The organism is Flavisolibacter ginsengiterrae DSM 18136, from assembly GCF_059568575.1.
On sequence record NZ_JCANTR010000010.1, the window covers coordinates 170,282 to 188,306 of the forward strand.

Sequence of the window (18,025 nt, forward strand, 5' to 3'; positions counted from 1 at the left end):
AATCAGCTAACAGGCATGATGAGGGATTTATATTCTTTGGATTCCTTGTTTGGGATTCAAACAATGGCAGCTTCAAAAACATTATATGTGCAAGAAAAAAAATTTTGAATATTATACCTTATCGCCAAAAGCAGAAAGCATGCTAAGCTATTTTCTAAGAAACAGTAAATCGTAAAATGAAATTCAATTAGTGTTGCTCTTGAATCAAAAGCAAGCCCGAATGGCATAAGGTATCATTAACCTGAAGAACCAGAAACCAAAAACAATAAACCAGAAACACTTATATTTTCAAATAGTTCATCAGGTTATCATAGTTCGTCCTGAGTTCATTTTCAAACAACTCTTCGCCAAAATAATATTTCACATTGTACTCGTAACGCTGGAAGGTGCCAATGATATCAGATACCTCCAGCTTACTGACTCGAATGGTGATCTGGCTCATGCCCGTCTCGGGATCGGTGAAAGTATTTAACTGCGTGATCTGCGCATCGTTGGATTCAACAATACGGTTGATCTCGTTAAAAGAATAGTTCTTACTGTCCATCTCCAGCACGATCAGGGCACCGGGCTCGTTCAGGCTCATAAAATTGGAAGCATTGCGCAGCAGGTCATTATAGGTAACAATCCCCAGGAGTTGCTTTTCTTCTACCACGGGAACTACGCTGAGCTTGTTGACAACAGCGGTTTGAATGGCTTTCAGAAAGTGATCATTAGCCTGAACGGATGTCGTTCCATCCGTAATATTCAATTCATCCAGTGTGTCGTCGTCATCGCTTTGCAGTAATTGTTCTTCGCTGATGATGCCCAAGTAGCTATCATTTTCCACAACGGGAAGATGAGCTACATGGTAATCATTCATAAGCTGCAGTGCATGATGCACTTTATCTTCTTTATGGAGATAAGGTATTGAGTTCGATATGAGTTCGCGGGTTAACATAGCTAACGGTTTCAATAATAAAGACAAGCGATATTATACAACTGTTGCAGGCTGGCTGAGCTTTTTCAAAAATTTATCTAAAATAGCATTGAACTCCGCCGGTTGTTCCATCATGGGTGCATGCCCGCACTGATCAATGAAATGCAGCTCGCTGTTTGGTATAAGCCTGTTAAATTCCCGTGCCACAAAAGGAGGGGTAATCGTATCGTTATTGCCCCAGACCAATAAGGTAGGCTGTTTGATATTATTGAGCTCTTCACCCAGGTTATTCCTGATGGCGCTTTTAGCCAGTGCTATGATCTTTATGACTTTTAAACGGTTACGGGTGATCTCGAATACCTCGTCCACCAATTCATTGGTAGCCATTTTAGGATCATAAAAAGTCACTTCGGTCTTTTTCCTGATGTATTCATAATCTCCTCGACGGGGATAAGTATCCCCCATACCATTTTCAAAAAGTCCGGAACTGCCGGTCAATATCAGCGACTTGATCCTCTCGGGGTTTTTCAATACATGAACAAGGCCAACATGGCCACCCAGTGAATTACCCAACAGGTTCACATTCTTATAATCCCTTGTTTCAAGGAACTTGTTTACGTGTTTTGCTAGGCCACCAACACTGGTGTGCAAAATATCCAGGTCAAACAAAGGCAGCATGGGAACTACCACCTTGTATTGCAAACGGAAATGTTCAATGAGATCTTTGAAATTACTTAGGGCACCAAACAATCCATGCAACAACACCAAAGGTTCACCTTCTCCTTCCTCGATATATTTAAACTTGCCTTGCTCTTTAATGGAATATTGCATCGGCTTAATCAATCTAATTTTTGCTAAAATAAACGTTTTACCTCAAATGCCTAAGCTATCGCAACAATACAAAACACAATATCATGCCTACGGTTTCTTACCAGAAACGTTTTGAAAGAATTGTAATAGTTGATCAAACATATCCTTAAAAAATGGTATAACCGCTCCCATTGTACTCATTATTTTAGGGGCAATAGGTTGTATCCATGGATAACTTACTGATGCCTCAATGGTTTCAGGCTTTAATACATGCAGTTGTTGCGCATAAAACAGCAATATGCTGAATATAAAAAAGTAGATCAGTATGTAGAAAATTATCCCACCCAGCCTGTTCAACCAGCCCAGCATGGCCAGCTTCACAACACCTTCCAGCATTTTTGCTCCCAGGCGTATGGAAAGTGCCACTATTAAAAAAACCACCAGGAAGGCAATAACCGGCAACCATCGCTGGGAGATATTCACAGTATTGCCAATATAGCTGGCTGCCAGTGCTGAAAGCTTTAATGCGGCTGCCAGGCCAATAATAAAAGCCAGGAATGAAAAAAGGGCTACAATAAAACCTTTTGTAAAACCTTTAAATACTGAAATAACCAATAAAACAAGGGCAACCGTATCTATGAACATTCTGTTATTATTTAGCCAGCAGCTCTTTTACCGTTGCAGAAATAGCTTTACCATCTGCACGGCCGGCCAGCTTTTTCGTTGCCACCCCCATCACTTTTCCCATGTCTGCCGCAGAAGCTGCACCGGTTTCAGTAATGATCTGTTGCAATTCAGCTTTCAATTCCTCACCACTTAACTGTTGGGGAAGGAATTTTTCGATCACCGCCATTTCTTCCTGTTCTTTTTGCGCCAGGTCAGTACGGCTTTGTTGCTGGTAAATTTCCAGTGAGTCCCTCCGTTGCTTCATCATCTTCTGCAACATACTCACTTCCTTTTCCTCATTGATCTCACCATGTGCTCCCGGTTCTGTCTTTGCTTTGATGATCTCGGCTTTTATAGCTCTTAACGCTCTTAATGTTGCTTCATTTTTCGACTTCATGGCTTCCTTCATCTCGCCCATGATCTTTTGTTCTAAAGACATATATAAAGTTTATAGTTTGTGGTTTGTAGTTTCTAGTTCTTTAAGTTGAAGAGGCTTTGTTTATTTCAATCTTTTCTCTCCCTCGAACATTGAAAATTGAACATTGAGCATTGCTCATGCTTCACTTTCAACACAAGTAATGACTGCAAGAAAATTGTCTTTCCGACCTAAACCACTTCTTCCTTCGACATTCCTTTTTCGATATTCGACATTCGACTTCTTCCTCAAAAATCCTATCCAATCATAAAAATCTTAGTTCTTTCTCTCCCTTGAATATTGAACATTGAGCATAGCTCATTGAGCATTTTTTTCTTCGACTTAACACTGACTGCAATAATTATTTCTATCCGACCTAATCCACTTCTTCAATCGAAATTCCTTGTTCGATATTCTGCGGTTCAAATCCTCCGTGTATCTCCCTGTCTGTGTGTCACCGTGGTTCTCCTCTTTCCCTTCTTCATTCAACATTCCTTGTTCGATATTCGATATTCCTTACTTTCCTGTCTCCAGCTTATTTGCTTTCATCTGTTGGTCCTGGAATTTGGCGTAGAACAATTTAGCGAAGTTTTTCATGTCTGTAACCAGTTCGGTATTCCTGGTAGCCCGGTCAAAGCTATCCGCCATGGTCATCAGGGTCTGGTAATAAAAATCTGCCATTTCATCCACCATCATCTTTTGCGTCCACAGGTCTATGCGAAGGGCTGTTTTATCGGCACCATCCCAGAGCGAAAGCAAAAAGGCCTTGGCCTGTTGGGGTCTTTCAGCGGTGCTTTCAGATGCCTTCCATTCAATGCTGCTGGGAACCCTTCCTTCGTCCAGTTCCACATCGATTACTATACTTGATTTTGCCATTTTTGAATTTTGAAACGCGAAGATAGGAAGGAGTCGGGAGTCATGATTAGGGAGTCGAGAGTCAATAGTCAGGAGTCGGGAGGGAACTACGGAAGCATTACGTCACAGAGATGCACGGTGGGAAAAATTAAAAGGCACGGGGTTGAAGATGATTAGACCTTTTTCACCCCCCAATGCCTAGTGAATAATTTACGAGCGTGCATTTCCTTAGAAATCCTTCCCCATCTCATAAATCTTAGTTCACTTTCATAGCCTCAATAATGCATGCCCACAGCAGCTCCGCACTCTTCTTCCAGGTATATTTCCTGGCCACCGTCTTTCCTTTTTGGATCAGTGATTGGCGAAGGTCCTCATCTTTATATACCAGCATCAGCTTTTCTGCCATATCAGTATGGCTGGACGCATCAAAATACAGGGCTGCATCCCCTCCTATTTCCTGCATGGAAGTACCAGCGGAAGTAAGGACCGGCACTTCGCATTTCATGGCTTCCACCACCGGAACGCCAAAACCTTCAAAAACCGAAGGATACACCAATGCATAGGCGGAAGCCATCAACAGGACCAGTTCTTTCTGCTCCAGGTAGCCTGTGAGCACCACATCTTCGCGGTATTTATAGGTTTTTAATAATTCCAGGAATTCGTCATTCTTCCAGGCCAGTCTCCCTGCCAGCACCAGTTTCATTTCACTCCGCTGGCGTTTCTTGAATATGGAAAAAGCCTTCAACAGGTTCACCAGGTTTTTTCTTGGCTGTATGGCACCGGCATACAGGAAATACTCGCTGCCACCGGCATATTGTTCTTTGACAGTTTCCTTTTTGTCAAAGGATGCAGGCTTGAAATCCTCTTTTACCCCGTTGTACACAACATCAATCTTTCCGGGAGGGGTTTTATAATGAGTGATGATATCCTGCCTGCTGAATTCAGAAACCGTTGCTATGGTGTTAGCTTTCTTTATGAACCTGGGAGTAAAATGACGGTAAAAGCGGAAATGTGTCTTTTTATAGGTATCAGGATAATGGAGAAATCCCAGGTCGTGCACCACCAGGCACTGTGGAACCTTTGTGGTCAGTGAACAAAAGCCATCGGGTGATACGAATACATCCGCCTTGATCTTACGAAGCACCGGGGGTATTTTTATATCAAACCAGTATTTCCATAATAAGGGATGGCGGGCCGGCGGAGAGATCACCTGCATGGTGACATTGGAAGGGAAATCATTGTCGCCTGAATAGGGCCGGTCCAGCAAAAAGCAAAACTGGTGCTCCGGGTGTTGGCGGGCCATCATTCCAAATATTTCCGCTGTAAAATTTCCAAAACCTTCCAGGCCTCCATTTAGCAGGAAGCGTGTATTAACCGCGATCACCATAGGCTGGCAAAGGTATTCAATGAGAGGTTCTGAAATAAAAGGCCCTTCGTCGCGGCTCTCCTTGTTTATGTGCATGGAAATACCAGGGAAAAGGCAGGATGCCCGGCACATGATGGAATTTGACATAAGTTGGCAAGGGCCGAAAGCAGTTCGAAGGTTGCCTGAGTTATTTACATTCCTTGTCCTTAGGTAGTATTAAATGGAGTTCAACTACCATCTACCTGAGATGATCTTCCAGGGTTCTCATAAATGTCTTTTGAGGAAATTCAACAGGTGAATGAAAACAAATTGGGGAAGGTGTTGTCTTAATTCAACAATAATTACAAAAATCCTGTAGAAAAGGCTTTGTTTTTACGCTGATAATGAATTGGTATATAGTTTGTACCACTATTTACAGAAGTAATTGTTTCACCCTTAACCATTTTTTTAAAGAAAGAATTATTTCACCCTTAACCCTTACGATTGACTGACGCAAATGCGTCTTTTTATAAATGACCTCTTAGGTGGAAGAGGATGGTGGCTTGTAAAAGGGGCCTTGGTTCGGGGCCCCTTTCTTTTTTACCGCGTTGAGCGGTTTTTTTTATGTCCCCGAAAGTCTAAAAATCCTGTCGGGGACCATAAGGCTCTCACTATCCTATTCAATTTAATTAAGCAGTTTCCCTTGAGATTATCCTTTAAACTTCCCGGTTATTCTAAATTTGCCCGGTATGATCATTCACCTTGAAGAACTAAAGCCGGCAGAAAAGCAATATTACCTGCAGCACGTAATCGGCCCCCGACCCATTTGTTTCGCCTCCACCATTGATAAGGAAGGGAATGTGAACCTGAGCCCTTTTAGTTTTTTCAATATGTTCTCCTCCAACCCTCCGATTGTAATTTTTTCCCCTGCCCGTAGGGTTAGGGACAATACAACCAAGCATTCTCTCCAAAATGTAATTGAAGTGCCCGAGGTGGTCATCAACATAGTGACCTACGACATGGTGCAGCAAACCTCCCTGGCCAGTTGCGAATACCCCAAAGAAGTGGATGAATTTGTAAAAGCAGGTTTCACAAAACAAGCTGCGACACTCGTTAAGCCACCCATGGTAAAGGAAAGCAAGGTAAACCTGGAGTGCAGGGTGCTGGAAGTGAAACCATTGGGCCTGGAAGGAGGTGCGGGCAACCTGGTGATCTGCGAGGTACTACTCCTCCATATTGATGACAGCCTGTTTACCGAAGACAAAAAGCTGGATCAAGCCAAACTGGAACTGGTGGCCCGTCTTGGTGGCGACTGGTATTGCCATGTATCGAAGGACAACCTGTTTACTGTTCCCAAACCCAATGTGCAACTGGGCATAGGTATGGATGCACTGCCGGAAAACATACGCAACAGTCATATCCTTACTGGCAATCACCTCGGACAATTAGCCAACGTCAACGAGATGCCGGTGGTAGAACCTTCATTTGATGATGAGCACCTGAAAAATATCGTCCAGTACTTTTCGGTCAGTCCTGAAGAAATGGAAAAAGAAACACACCGCTATGCTGCCCGCCTTTTAGACGAAGGTAAAGTCTACGAAGCCTGGCAGGTGTTGTTATTATAAGCTGCAACAGGAGAACTGGAAGCCAAATAAAGCATTGTTATCCCAGGCTAAATTTAATAGAGCATGATGCGGAATTATCCTACATTACATGTGAACCGGTAAGTGTCGCAACCAATACTACTTTTTGTTGCTTTACCTGAACACCTGCATAGCACACCATTTAAAACATTTTCTTGAATTTATGCAATAAGCTCCTTTACGGGAGCTTATTGCATTAGCTAAACCCAACAATAACAAGCAATAACCAGTAAGGTCTTTGAATCTATGAGCACGTAAGCATGCCAGTGGTAATAATAATTTGAAATATTCTGTATAGTTAGTAACTTATAAAAGCAAACCAAAACATTATATGTACCAGGAGCTGTTGGGTAAAACCAATCAGCAGATCATTTCTCCTGGCTTCCCGGATAAATCATTGCCAAACAATTATCACGCAAAGTAAATGACCTTGTAATGAATTATGTACCTGTAACTGTTCCATATTAAATAGAAAGTATGCAAGTCTGCCTTCGACATATCATCTTAAGTACAGGTATTTTGCTTTTAGGCCTGGCCGTGAACGGACAGGTAAGAATCGGGGCCAAACTCGGGCTCACCTTCCCCCATATCACCTATACACAACCAGATGGACAAAACTTCTCTCACTCGAAAGTCAGTTTCCTGGCAGGAGGTTTTTTATCAGTGCCCCTGGCAAAGCAAATTGAATTAAGACCAGGAGCTGAGCTTACCATGGGATATGCAAATAGTAATTACAACTTCGGAAACCTATATGGTTCTTACAAGGATGACCTGGCATACCTTGATATACCATTATACCTATTGTTTACACCTCAAACAAAGAATGGGAAGATCATGATCGGCGCAGGCCCGGCCATGAAAAACATGCTCGATTCTGATCCGCTGAATAGCTATAAAACCATCGATTGGGCTGTCAATGGTACGGCAGGCTATGAATCACACATCGGTTTTTCAACCAATCTGAATTACCAGAAAAGTTTAACGAATATCAATAAGGATGGCACCCATTCATCAAGGCATTATTTCGGATTTACGATAGGCTATCTTTTTTAAGCTGTTCGATCTATTCTTTACCCTCTGAATTTAAAACTGTAATCTATTGTCAGGTAGGTGAACACATTAAACCGCTATATATGGCATATATACCAAAACTCAGAACATTGCTTATACCATTGTTGGTACTGGCAATCAGCACCAGCTGTCATAATTATTATCAGGCCACAACCAAGACAAAAGATCCCGCTGTCATTGATTCACTGAATATAGCCAATAGGGATTTTATACTTCGCAACGGCAACAAGGCCTACTACATGAAAATTGGGGCAATGAGTGAAGACCGTAAGACAGTAAAAGTCACCCTGGATTCTCTTTCCTTTATCCACCAGGTATATGTCAATAACGGACCTAAACGGAATCTGAAATACAAAAAGACTTCCCAGCAGGGCGTACTGAATGAAGTGCATTTTTATATTCCTTATGACAGCACCATTCAAATCCCATCCAGCTATACCCTTGCCTTGGATAAAGTGCAGAAAATTGAAGTGATTGAAAAAGACAAAAAACGTACAACCAATAGTTATGTGATCGGCGCTATAGGATACATAATCGGTGCCATAGTTGTTGCAGCCATCATTATAGCCGCCACCAAAAGTTCCTGTCCTTTTGTTAGTGCAGATGATGGCAACAGCTTTTCCTTGCAGGGCGAGATCTATGGAGGGGCCATCTACCCCCAACTGGCCAGGCATGATTACCTCCCGCTCAAACTGGCACCTTCTGGCAGGGGAAGCTACCGCATCAAGATCAGCAACGAACTCAAAGAGATCCAATACACTGACATGGCTGAACTATGGGTGGTAACACATAAGCCCGGAACAAAAGTGCTGGCCGGAGCCAATGGAAATTTGTATAGCATCGCTGAACCGCAGGCGCCTTTAGAGGCCACCTTCCGTCATCGTAATGATGCCTTGAAAAATATATCTGAAGCAAATGACCTCCGGCTTCAATATTTTGATGATACGGCTTCCAGGGATGGACTCAATGAATTGAATGTAACTTTCAAAAAGCCCCGGGAGGCGCAAAAAGCCAAACTTCTGCTTACAGTGAAGAATTCTTATTTCCTGGATTATCTATATGGAGAACTGGCCAAAGGCTTTGGAAGTTATTATGCTACCTACATGAGGAAACAACATAAAAAGACCGCGGCCGAATTACTAAAATGGGTTAGGGAACAAAAGCTCCCTTTAGAAATATCCATTAAAACAGCCGGTAGCTGGAAAAAGGTCTCTGAACTAACCACAATTGGCCCATTGACAACACGTGAAGTAGTGGTGCCACTGGATCTTTCCGGTATCAATTCAAAAGAGGTAGAGCTTCGTTTAAGCAGCGGCTTTATGTTCTGGGAGATAGATGCCATGGCCATTGATTACAGCAGTAATACTGATTTTACAGTGGACAAATTGCCATTGAGCCAGGCAACGGATGAAACAGGCAAAGACATCATATCCCTTTTGAATAGAGAAGATGGCCAATACCTGGAGCAACCCGAAATAGGGAACGTAGCAACACTTGAATACAAGGCTGGCAGGCAACAGGAAGGCATGTCTTACTCCTTTATCTTTCACACAAAAGGTTACTACCAGCACATACGCAATTTTACCGGCAAGGCGGATGTCAAATTCCTGAAACAATTCACTAAACCCAATGCCTTTCCGCTATATGGTATGGAACGTTATAAACAACAGCACCAGGCCAATCCCTTACTTTTTGCCTCCAATTAAACACTTAAAAGAACAGTCATGCAAACAACCATAAGCTTAAACGATTACCTGTACCAGGAGGAAAATACTATCGAACAAGGAAGCATGTCCACCCGGCAGGTAAGTGGCATATACAGAACATTTATTTGGTGGATGATCAAGCTTCGTATATTTTATTTTAGCTGCATCATTTTGCGCCAGCCCAAAAAGATCCTTGACATATACAAAAGAATGCTTTCGCTCCGCACCAATGTTTGGGGTGGTGACCTCAAAAAGCTATACAGCGTGGGCAATAAGTTTTACTTCAACCAGTACACGCCGGGCTGGCCTTCCAAAGCCTACGATGATCTTATCAAAAGCGAATTGCGCAGGCAGGCCTCCCCATTGGATACCAAGGAACGGTTGTCTTTTGTATTCCTCGCCATCACCCGTAAATGCCCCATGCGTTGCGAGCATTGCTTTGAATGGGACAACCTTAATCTAAGCGAATCCTTTACGCTGGATGATTTGTATAAAGTGGTTGACCTCTATCAAAAAGAAGGTGTATTGCAAATACATTTCAGTGGGGGTGAACCCATGGTGCGGTATAAAGACCTGGTAAAGCTGGTTCGCCATACCTCTAAAAAAACAGAATGCTGGGTTTTGTCTTCAGGTTTTAATGTAACACCGCAAACTGCCCGTGAATTAAAAGAAGCGGGCTGCAAAGGCATGGTAATAAGTATTGATCATTACCTGCCCAACAGGCACAATGCCTTCCGTGGCAAAGAAGGCTCATTTGTACAAGCCGTAAAAGCAGTGAAATATGCACAGGAGGCAGGCATGGTTACTTCCATAAGCGTATGTGCCACCAAAGAATTCCTGGATGGCAATCACCTAATGCCCTATATGGACTTTGCCCGGGACCTGGGTGTGCAGTTTGTGCAGGTGCTGGAGCCAAGACAGGTTGGTCATTATGCGGACAAGGAAGTTCACCTTGAGGACGCACATATTGAACTGCTGGAAAAAGCTTTCACCACTATCAATCATCATCCTTCCTACAGCCAGTATCCCACAATGCTCTATCATGGTTACCACCAGCGTCGTGTAGGTTGCTTTTCAGGCAGCCGCAGTGTATATGTTGATTCCGCGGGCGATGTACATGCCTGTCCATTTTGTCATACCAAATCCTATAATATCATTGAGCTGGTACGGGGCAACGGAAATGCCTTGCCACAAAAAGAAAACGCCTGCCCAAGGTTTGGAAAGATCGCTTAAGAGATAGAAGGCAAATGAGATCATATAACGGGAATAAATAACCGCATAAACAAAAAAGGGAGACTATCGTCTCCCTTTCCATTAACTTCATTTCTTTTAACCCCTCGCTGCCCAGCCAAACACTTTTTTCAGTATGTCTGTTGTCCGTGCCATAGGATTGGCCCTGATATTGGCTTCTTCCTGCGCTACCTGGTCAAACAGGGCACTCACTGCCTTATCTACCACATAAGAAGGAAGATCAGGATTTAGCTTATTCATGGTTGTAGGAAACCTGTTATAGGTATTGATCATATCACCATAATACTTTGTGGCACTGAACTTATCCAGCGATCCTTTTATGATAGGTGTAAAAGCTGCTATGAGTTTACTGGTGGTCTTGTCTTTGAAGTATTGCGTAGCTGCATCCTTAGGACCTTTGATGATGTTGATGGCGTCTGCGATGGTCATTTCCTTGATTGCATCTAAAAAGATAGGCCTTGCATATCCAACGGCGTCTTCGGCAGAACGGTTGATCTGGAGGATTGCCTTGTCCACCAATGAACCCATACCGATTTGGCGTAACGTATTTTCTATTTTTACTGCCTCCTGCGGCAGAAAGAGCTTATAAGCCTGGTTTCCAAAAAAACCATCCTCCTTGTTCAGCAGGTTTATACCACGGCCAACGCCCTGGTCCAGCGCATCACGTATTCCCTGTGCCGCTTCGGCCTGGGTGATGGTAGTTGACATGGGTAAATTGGAAAGTGTTTCACAGGATAATAGCCCCAGTGTAAGACTAAAGGCAATAAGGTAGCGTTTCAACATAATTTGATTTATTCGATGGATTCAAATTTACTGCCAGAAATTGGTAAGGAGGTAAATAGATTACACCTTCAGGGTTTGCTTGCGGTTAGCTATCTTCTGGCGAAGGAATTTAAAAAAGCGTGTGCGCTCCCGCTCACTAACGTTGCTAATCAGGGTAGATTTCTTCATCAGGTTTTGTATATAACTATACATATTATCACAAAAGGCCACATCCCTTGTAATAAGGATATTGATCACATTATGCACCAGGAAAGCTGTTTTGGTCCCATTCAAAATTGCAAGCAGTGAGTTTTCCAGTATGACGATCTCGTTGAAATACATTTCATATTTACCCAGTCGCTGGCTTACATTTCCATCCAGGGCAAACTTATAGCCACTGGTTGCCTGCCGCTCCAGGTGGTCAATTAATTTACCCACTGCTTCATACACCTGGTAGATCTCTTCTTCACTGGTGAACACATTGGTATCATGGTAATATTCCACCTGCCTGATGGTGCTGTTGATGCTTTCAATATTCCAGATCTCTATTGTGTGCAAGTTGTTGTAACAATCAAGGGCTTTCTTTCCTATCTCGTAAAAGTCTTCGGGAAAATCACTCACCTTGAATTTCATGGTGGCAAAATCGGGATGGTGCAGGATATTGCGCATCCAGAAATAATGCTTGAATGCTGCCAGCTCCCTGGTATGAAAATGATGAAATAAGGGAATGTCCTTGGCCAGGTAGATCAGTTCCCGGTTCTCAAATCCTGTCATATATTTTACCTGTTGGTAAATATTGGTCAGGAATTCCTTATAACTGAATGATTCTGTCTTTACAAAATTGCCGGTAAAAACATAAGAGTTGGAAACAGGGTTAGCGAGGTTATCCAGGGAGAACCCATACCGCTGGCACAATGTATAGCCTTCTTCCAGGCTTAGTACTTTTTCACCTCTTATCCTCCTGTAAGCACTATCTGTACTCACTCCCAGCGCAACAGCAATTTCGTCCACCAGCGACACCTGTGCCGGCAACCTGCTCTTGATCTCACTGAATATTCTATCCTGGAGGTTAGTGCCGCTCATTTCAATTGCAGTTTTTGACGGTTTGGAATTTTGTTCCGCAGGGAGTTAAAGAAAAGGTGCCGTTGCTTTTCGCTCACACCACTGAGGATGGTGGAAGTTCTTTGCAGTTTCTGCAACCTGCCATAGACCGAATCACAAAGCTTTTCATTCTGTGTGTACATATAATTCAGCCCCTCATAATTCAGGTACAGGGTTTTGCGTCCATTAATGAGCGCCATAATAGTATTGTCTGCCAGGCCTTCACGGTTGTAAAAGAACTGGAAGTTGTTTTTCTTTAACTGGGGATTTTCACCGGGAAGGAACTTGCAGCTCTTCTCACACTGCAATTGTAAATGAGCAAGCATTTCGCGCAGGCCGGCATAAATAATTTCTGCATCCTGGCTGGAACGGAATAAACCTGCATCCCTGTAATACTCTATTTGTGAAATGGTATTATTGATGCATTCCAGGTTCCATATTTCAATAGAAGGAATGGAATTATACACAGACAGTATCTCTTTGCCGATGGCTTCAATATCAGGCTTTAGCAGGTCAAAAGAAAATTGAAGGGGCACAGTGTCTGACCGAAGGGTCGATTTCATCCAGAAATAATACTGGAAAGCAAAAAGAGCCGGGTGCATAAAAAAATGAAAGACCACGATCTCCTTGCTCAGGTAGATCAGTTCTTTCTGGTTGGCACTGGCAACCATCTGCAACCGGTGGAGCATTTCCTGCAAAAAAAGTTTGAAACTTCCATTGGCATCTTCCACCCGCACAACGGAGAAAAGCACGGAATCATCCTTTGATTGCAATAGCTGGTCCATCGAGATGGAATGTGCATCACACAATAGCTTCACTTCTTCCAGCACCAGGGGTGTTTCTCCCCTGATACGCCTGTAGGCGCTGTCAGGGCTCAGGCACAACAGCTCAGAAATATGCTCTGCAAGGGAAACTCCCGGTGAAAGCTTTTCCCTGATCCTTTGAAAAAGAAGTCCCTGGATCGAACTGTTACCCATAAAGTTGGTTTTGGTAATAATTGGACGAACCAATCTTCTTTTAAGTTAGCAAAATTCGATCAACTGGCAAAGGGTGATATTGTGGCTGCCAGGTAAAAAAATAAAACGCCGGTTAACGATATAAGTATGGCTTCATTACTGACAGTTGCAAAAAATGCCAAAACTCATTTTCCGGGAGCATAATTCAATTAGAAATCGCCTTTACAGGAAGGTAGCTTCATTGCCTAAAACTATTGGTTATGAAAAAGAATTTACTACATGCAGTTGCAGCCATTCCCGCCATATTTTTTATTTCCTGTGCTACGGTAGCACCCGTAAACACCAGTTATGAACGGGCAGCAACTTTGGGCAAGGGCGGCCTGGAGCTTTCCGGCAGTTACACCCATTATAGTTTCAGTGGTGACGGCGAATCCGCTGCTACCAACAACAATTATGGAGGTAAAGTGGGCTATGGCATCAATGACAAAATGGACATCAAACTGCGCTACGAAAAACTGGTACCGGTTGGCATGGAGGACAGTAAGTTCAAAGCCAATTATATCAGTGTTATCCCCAAGTTTAGCCTTAAGGATAAAAAATTTGCTGTCCTGGTCCCCATCAGCCGGTACAATTTCAAGGAAGAATCAGAGGCTGGTGAAACCTTCAAAGACCATAATTATTCCATCGCCCCACAGTTCATAGGCACATTTACCACAAAGAGCAACCAGGCAGACCTTTCCTTTTCTCTAAAAGGAGATTATATCATCGGCTCAGAAGGAGATAATGAATTTTTAATGGGCTTTTCAGGTGGCGCAGGATTCAGCAGCAACCTGGATAAATGGGCCATCCGTCCTGAGGTTGGCTACCTGTTCAAGCCAGGTGAACCCGGTGGTTTCTGGAATATGGGAATTGGCCTGCAGGTGATCCTGCCAACAAATAAAAAACACTAAAAACCCCTTATAAAATACGTTTTTGAAAAAGCATGCTTTTCATTGTTTTCCCGAAAACCAATGGAACAAACAAATCCAAAGGATTATGAAAAAAATATTCATTATAACGGTATTGATAAGCACCGCCTGCAGCTTAGGTGCACAAAAATCAAAAGGCATCCCGCAAAAACTTACCGGTAAAGATTTGTCGCAGCATTACCTGCAAAAGAGCCGCGATCAAAAAGCGGGCGCCTTTGTTTTGATGGCTGGAGGGGTAGCACTGGGAATATTTGGCGGATTAGGCACTATGCACCTTATGGAAGGCGACAAAAACAATTCAGGAGCTTACACAATGATAGCTTTAGGAGCAGTGTCTTTCGTGGCCAGCATACCGCTGTTTATTAGTGCTTCGAAATATAAATTAAGGGCCATGATGGTGATAAGAACACAGCAAATCAATATCCCCTCTTCAACAAGCCTGCGGCAAACCGGTATTGGCCTGCTCATTCCGCTGGACCGATAGCAGGGTTATTGTCTTCGTATCTGTACATTTGCACCACTTTAGAAACCGTGGTGTACATGCAAACTCAACATTTATCAGAACAGGAAATTGTTCGTAGAGAAAAACTGGCAGAACTGCAGAAACTGGGCATCGATCCCTACCCTGCTGCCCTATATCCCGTAAATAATTATTCAGTCGCCATCAAATCTTCCTTCACGGATGAAAACAAAGATGCCCTGTCTGATGTATGCCTCGCTGGCCGCATCATGAGTGTCCGTGATATGGGCAAGGCCTCCTTTGCCGTATTGCAGGATTCGCAGGGAAGAATCCAGGTCTACCTGCGTAAGGACGACCTGGCCAAAGATGGTGACACTACCCTTTATGATATTGTATGGAAAAAGCTGGTAGATATTGGTGATTTCATTGGTATAAAGGGTTTTGTATTCCGTACCAAGACAGGAGAGATCTCTGTACATGTGAAAGAGCTCACCTTCCTGGGCAAATCACTGCGTCCCCTTCCCATAGTAAAAGAAGCCGAAGGACAAACTTTTGACGCGGTAACCGATCCGGAATTCAAATACCGCCAGCGCTATGCAGACCTGGTGATCAATCCTTCCATCAAGGAAACCTTTTTAAAAAGAACAAAACTGATCAACTCCATTCGTGAGTTTTTAAACGAGCATGGAGCCCTTGAAGTAGATACGCCGGTATTGCAAAGCATCCCCGGTGGTGCCGCTGCCAGGCCATTTATTACCCATCATAATGCGCTGGATGCGCCTTTCTACCTGCGCGTGGCCAATGAATTATACCTCAAACGCCTGATCGTTGGAGGCTTTGACTGGGTGTATGAGTTCAGCCGCAACTTCCGCAATGAGGGTATGGATCGCACCCACAATCCCGAGTTTACCATCCTGGAATTCTATACAGCTTATAAAGACTACCTGTGGATGATGAATGTGACCGAGCGATTGCTGGAAAAAGCGGCTATAGATGTTTGTGGACAAGCTGAAGTGCCGGTGGGTGATAAGACCATTTCTTTTAAAGCACCTTTCAAACGCATCAGCATCTATGATGCCATCCAGGAACATACAGGTATTGATGTGAGCGAAATGGACGAGGAAGGACTGCGAGCGGTCTGTCGCCAATTGCATATAGATGTAGAACCAAGCAGTGGAAAGGGAAAACTGATCGACGAGATCTTTGGTGGGAAATGTGAGGAGCACTATGTGCAGCCCACCTTCATCATTGACTATCCTGTCGAGATGAGTCCACTGACCAAGAAGCACCGCACCAAGCATGGATTAGTGGAACGCTTTGAGCTGATCATCAACGGCAAGGAAATAGCCAACGCCTACAGCGAGCTGAATGACCCTATTGACCAGCGTGAGCGCTTTGAAGAACAGGTGAAGCTGATGGAGAGAGGAGATGAAGAGGCCATGTATATTGACTATGATTTCCTGCGTGCACTGGAATATGGCATGCCTCCTACCTCAGGTATCGGCTTTGGTATTGACAGGCTTTGCATGTTGCTGACCAACCAGCCCTCTATCCAGGACGTATTGCTGTTCCCGCAAATGCGCCCGGAAAAATGGGTAGTGGAAGCCAACGAAGAAAACATCGAACAACAATAATAGCCCATTGTCAGGGGAGGAGAGGAAGGGATCATACCTGCTCCTTTTCTCCTTTGCTATTTACAGCAAATGAAAGTAACCGGCTTTTCATTCATCAAGAATGCCATAAAGTACCAATACCCCATCGTAGAGGCGCTGCAGTCCATACTGCCCCTCTGTGACGAGGTGGTAGTGGCAGTGGGTGATTCCGAAGATGGTACCCGCGATGTAGTTGCCGGTATTGACCCCCAAAAGATCAGGATCATTGATACGGTATGGGATGATAACCTGAGGGAGGGTGGCCGGGTGCTGGCTGTGGAAACTGAAAAAGCGTATCGTGCCATTGCCAGGGATACTGACTGGTGTTTTTACATCCAGGGTGATGAAGTCTTGCACGAAGATGGCTATGATGAGATCCGCAAAGCCATGCATACCTGGAAGGATAAAAAGGAAGTGGATGGATTACTCTTCAAGTACCGCCATTTTTATGGATCCTTTGATTACATTGGCGTGTCTTCCAAATGGTACAAACGAGAGATACGCATCATCCGAAATGATCCCAACATCTTTTCTTACCGTGATGCACAGGGTTTTCGCAAGGGTGATAATGAAAAGTTGCGGGTGAAGCCATTGAATGCCTGGATACACCATTATGGCTGGGTGCGTCCGCCCGAGACCATGCATGAGAAGCAGTATAATTTCAGCAAGCACTGGAGCGGCGACAACTGGCAGCCACAAAAAGTGTATGAGGCCTATGATTACCAGTCACATATCGATGCCCTGGAAAAGTTCAAAGGCACGCATCCCAGGGTAATGCAACAACGCATTGCTGCCATGAACTGGAAGTTCGATTACGACCTTTCCTACAACCGCCTACCTGTAAAGGAAAAATTCAAGAACCTGGTAGAGAAGATCACCGGCCAGCGGCCCTTTGATCATAATAACTATAGGATTGTTTAGTTGGAAAGTTAACAAGTTGACAGGGTTGACAAGTTGACAAGGAGGGAGCTGAGTCATGAGTCCGGAGTCAGTAGTCGGGAGTCTGTGGATCTCCTCAATAATCCCTTTTTATCCTGCCAATCTTAGTTCTCCCATTCCCTCCCTTAAAAATTGAGCATTGAGCATTGAGCATTGAAAATTTCTACGTGCCTGAATAAGGTTGACTTTTTTAAAGTACTAATATTTATAACTCAGAACTTGTTTACCTACTTCTATTATTTGTTTCTCAACGTGTTTATAAATCTTAAGCTTAGGTCTATCAGAGGCATTCATATTATTAATTTCCATTTCAAAAGCTACAGGACTTTTCTTACAAAGGCTTGAGTGGCTTCTTTTATGGTTATAATGATATACAGCCTGCTTAAGCCTTTTAGTTAAGCTATTATAGCTATTAATTTCCCAACCATTAAGATATTCTTCCTTTATGGTTCTGTTGATCCTTTCTGTATAGGCATTCTCCCAGGCTGCCTTGCACATGCTCGGAGTGA

Annotated in this window: 18 protein-coding genes; 8 read left to right on the forward strand and 10 right to left on the reverse strand. The window is 43.5% G+C overall.

Translation table 11 applies throughout. The features are described 5' to 3' along the window. Positions 1–280 precede the first annotated feature (280 nt). The 6 genes from BP74_RS12290 to BP74_RS12315 form a co-directional block, all read right to left on the reverse strand. Positions 281–937, reverse strand: coding sequence for a CBS domain-containing protein (locus BP74_RS12290; protein ID WP_496374517.1), 657 nt, complete (start codon positions 935–937; stop codon positions 281–283). Positions 938–970: 33 nt separating this feature from the next. Next, positions 971–1,747 (reverse strand): alpha/beta fold hydrolase, encoded by a 777-nt coding sequence (locus BP74_RS12295; RefSeq protein ID WP_496374519.1) that lies wholly within the window; start codon positions 1,745–1,747, stop codon positions 971–973. Positions 1,748–1,834: 87 nt separating this feature from the next. Beyond that, the gene (locus BP74_RS12300) at positions 1,835–2,371 is read right to left on the reverse strand and encodes a CvpA family protein (RefSeq protein WP_496374521.1); all 537 of its coding nucleotides are present in this window, start codon (positions 2,369–2,371) and stop codon (positions 1,835–1,837) included. Between the two features lie 7 nt (positions 2,372–2,378). Beyond that, positions 2,379–2,831 (reverse strand): GatB/YqeY domain-containing protein, encoded by a 453-nt coding sequence (locus BP74_RS12305; RefSeq protein WP_496374523.1) that lies wholly within the window; start codon positions 2,829–2,831, stop codon positions 2,379–2,381. A 492-nt stretch (positions 2,832–3,323) separates the two neighbouring features. Then, positions 3,324–3,683, reverse strand: coding sequence for a gliding motility protein GldC (gldC, locus tag BP74_RS12310; RefSeq protein WP_496374525.1), 360 nt, complete (start codon positions 3,681–3,683; stop codon positions 3,324–3,326). Positions 3,684–3,918: 235 nt separating this feature from the next. Beyond that, entirely contained in the window at positions 3,919–5,175 is a 1,257-nt protein-coding gene (locus tag BP74_RS12315) for a glycosyltransferase family 4 protein (RefSeq protein WP_496374526.1), read from the reverse strand. A gap of 581 nt (positions 5,176–5,756) precedes the next feature. On the opposite strand from BP74_RS12315, the gene BP74_RS12320 reads away from it, so the two are divergent. From BP74_RS12320 to BP74_RS12335, 4 genes are all read left to right on the forward strand, one after another. Then, entirely contained in the window at positions 5,757–6,632 is an 876-nt protein-coding gene (locus tag BP74_RS12320) for a flavin reductase family protein (RefSeq protein WP_496374528.1), read from the forward strand. Between the two features lie 495 nt (positions 6,633–7,127). Then, on the forward strand, positions 7,128–7,703 hold the full coding sequence (locus BP74_RS12325) for an outer membrane beta-barrel protein (protein ID WP_496374530.1): 576 nt from the start codon (positions 7,128–7,130) through the stop codon (positions 7,701–7,703). 80 nt (positions 7,704–7,783) lie between these two features. Next, a complete protein-coding gene (locus tag BP74_RS12330) occupies positions 7,784–9,427 on the forward strand; it encodes a hypothetical protein (protein ID WP_496374532.1) in 1,644 nt (547 codons plus the stop codon). Between the two features lie 18 nt (positions 9,428–9,445). Continuing rightward, positions 9,446–10,660: a radical SAM protein gene (locus BP74_RS12335; RefSeq protein ID WP_496374534.1), complete on the forward strand. Its 1,215-nt coding sequence runs from the start codon at positions 9,446–9,448 to the stop codon at positions 10,658–10,660. 96 nt (positions 10,661–10,756) lie between these two features. On the opposite strand, the gene BP74_RS12340 is transcribed toward BP74_RS12335, so the two are convergent. Genes BP74_RS12340 through BP74_RS12350 form a run of 3 tightly spaced genes read right to left on the reverse strand, consistent with a single transcriptional unit; the run spans position 10,757 to position 13,518 of the window. Further along, entirely contained in the window at positions 10,757–11,461 is a 705-nt protein-coding gene (locus BP74_RS12340) for a DUF4197 domain-containing protein (RefSeq protein WP_496374536.1), read from the reverse strand. A gap of 60 nt (positions 11,462–11,521) precedes the next feature. Next, positions 11,522–12,523, reverse strand: coding sequence for a hypothetical protein (locus tag BP74_RS12345; protein ID WP_496374538.1), 1,002 nt, complete (start codon positions 12,521–12,523; stop codon positions 11,522–11,524). After that, on the reverse strand, positions 12,520–13,518 hold the full coding sequence (locus BP74_RS12350; RefSeq protein WP_496374540.1) for a helix-turn-helix domain-containing protein: 999 nt from the start codon (positions 13,516–13,518) through the stop codon (positions 12,520–12,522). The genes BP74_RS12345 and BP74_RS12350 overlap by 4 nt, the downstream gene beginning before the upstream one ends. A 239-nt stretch (positions 13,519–13,757) precedes the next feature. Between BP74_RS12350 and BP74_RS12355 the strand changes: the two genes are divergently transcribed. The 4 genes from BP74_RS12355 (at position 13,758) to BP74_RS12370 (ending at position 17,498) form a co-directional block, all read left to right on the forward strand. After that, complete coding sequence (locus tag BP74_RS12355; RefSeq protein ID WP_496374542.1) at positions 13,758–14,447, forward strand: hypothetical protein; 690 nt, start codon at positions 13,758–13,760, stop codon at positions 14,445–14,447. A gap of 85 nt (positions 14,448–14,532) precedes the next feature. After that, on the forward strand, positions 14,533–14,949 hold the full coding sequence (locus tag BP74_RS12360) for a hypothetical protein (RefSeq protein ID WP_496374544.1): 417 nt from the start codon (positions 14,533–14,535) through the stop codon (positions 14,947–14,949). A 56-nt stretch (positions 14,950–15,005) separates the two neighbouring features. Next, the gene (lysS, locus tag BP74_RS12365; RefSeq protein ID WP_496374546.1) at positions 15,006–16,559 is read left to right on the forward strand and encodes a lysine--tRNA ligase; all 1,554 of its coding nucleotides are present in this window, start codon (positions 15,006–15,008) and stop codon (positions 16,557–16,559) included. Positions 16,560–16,628: 69 nt separating this feature from the next. Continuing rightward, entirely contained in the window at positions 16,629–17,498 is an 870-nt protein-coding gene (locus BP74_RS12370; protein ID WP_496374548.1) for a glycosyltransferase family protein, read from the forward strand. Positions 17,499–17,714: 216 nt separating this feature from the next. Here the strand turns inward: BP74_RS12370 and BP74_RS12375 are convergent. Then, a partial coding sequence (locus BP74_RS12375; RefSeq protein ID WP_496374550.1) for an integrase core domain-containing protein occupies positions 17,715–18,025 on the reverse strand: 311 nt, incomplete at its 5' end.

Excerpts from the sequence above, each read along its gene's own strand:
- BP74_RS12300 (WP_496374521.1), bottom strand. The coding sequence starts at position 2,371 with ATGTTCATAGATACGGTTGCCCTTGTTTTATTGGTTATTTCAGTATTT.
- BP74_RS12305 (WP_496374523.1), bottom strand. The coding sequence starts at position 2,831 with ATGTCTTTAGAACAAAAGATCATGGGCGAGATGAAGGAAGCCATGAAG.
- BP74_RS12345 (WP_496374538.1), bottom strand. The coding sequence starts at position 12,523 with ATGAGCGGCACTAACCTCCAGGATAGAATATTCAGTGAGATCAAGAGC.
- BP74_RS12320 (WP_496374528.1), top strand. The coding sequence starts at position 5,757 with ATGATCATTCACCTTGAAGAACTAAAGCCGGCAGAAAAGCAATATTAC.
- BP74_RS12325 (WP_496374530.1), top strand. The coding sequence starts at position 7,128 with ATGCAAGTCTGCCTTCGACATATCATCTTAAGTACAGGTATTTTGCTT.
- BP74_RS12355 (WP_496374542.1), top strand. The coding sequence starts at position 13,758 with ATGAAAAAGAATTTACTACATGCAGTTGCAGCCATTCCCGCCATATTT.
- BP74_RS12370 (WP_496374548.1), top strand. The coding sequence starts at position 16,629 with ATGAAAGTAACCGGCTTTTCATTCATCAAGAATGCCATAAAGTACCAA.
- BP74_RS12340 (WP_496374536.1), bottom strand. The coding sequence starts at position 11,461 with ATGTTGAAACGCTACCTTATTGCCTTTAGTCTTACACTGGGGCTATTA.
- gldC (WP_496374525.1), bottom strand. The coding sequence starts at position 3,683 with ATGGCAAAATCAAGTATAGTAATCGATGTGGAACTGGACGAAGGAAGG.
- BP74_RS12360 (WP_496374544.1), top strand. The coding sequence starts at position 14,533 with ATGAAAAAAATATTCATTATAACGGTATTGATAAGCACCGCCTGCAGC.
- BP74_RS12330 (WP_496374532.1), top strand. The coding sequence starts at position 7,784 with ATGGCATATATACCAAAACTCAGAACATTGCTTATACCATTGTTGGTA.
- BP74_RS12335 (WP_496374534.1), top strand. The coding sequence starts at position 9,446 with ATGCAAACAACCATAAGCTTAAACGATTACCTGTACCAGGAGGAAAAT.
- BP74_RS12295 (WP_496374519.1), bottom strand. The coding sequence starts at position 1,747 with ATGCAATATTCCATTAAAGAGCAAGGCAAGTTTAAATATATCGAGGAA.
- BP74_RS12290 (WP_496374517.1), bottom strand. The coding sequence starts at position 937 with ATGTTAACCCGCGAACTCATATCGAACTCAATACCTTATCTCCATAAA.
- lysS (WP_496374546.1), top strand. The coding sequence starts at position 15,006 with ATGCAAACTCAACATTTATCAGAACAGGAAATTGTTCGTAGAGAAAAA.
- BP74_RS12315 (WP_496374526.1), bottom strand. The coding sequence starts at position 5,175 with ATGTCAAATTCCATCATGTGCCGGGCATCCTGCCTTTTCCCTGGTATT.
- BP74_RS12350 (WP_496374540.1), bottom strand. The coding sequence starts at position 13,518 with ATGGGTAACAGTTCGATCCAGGGACTTCTTTTTCAAAGGATCAGGGAA.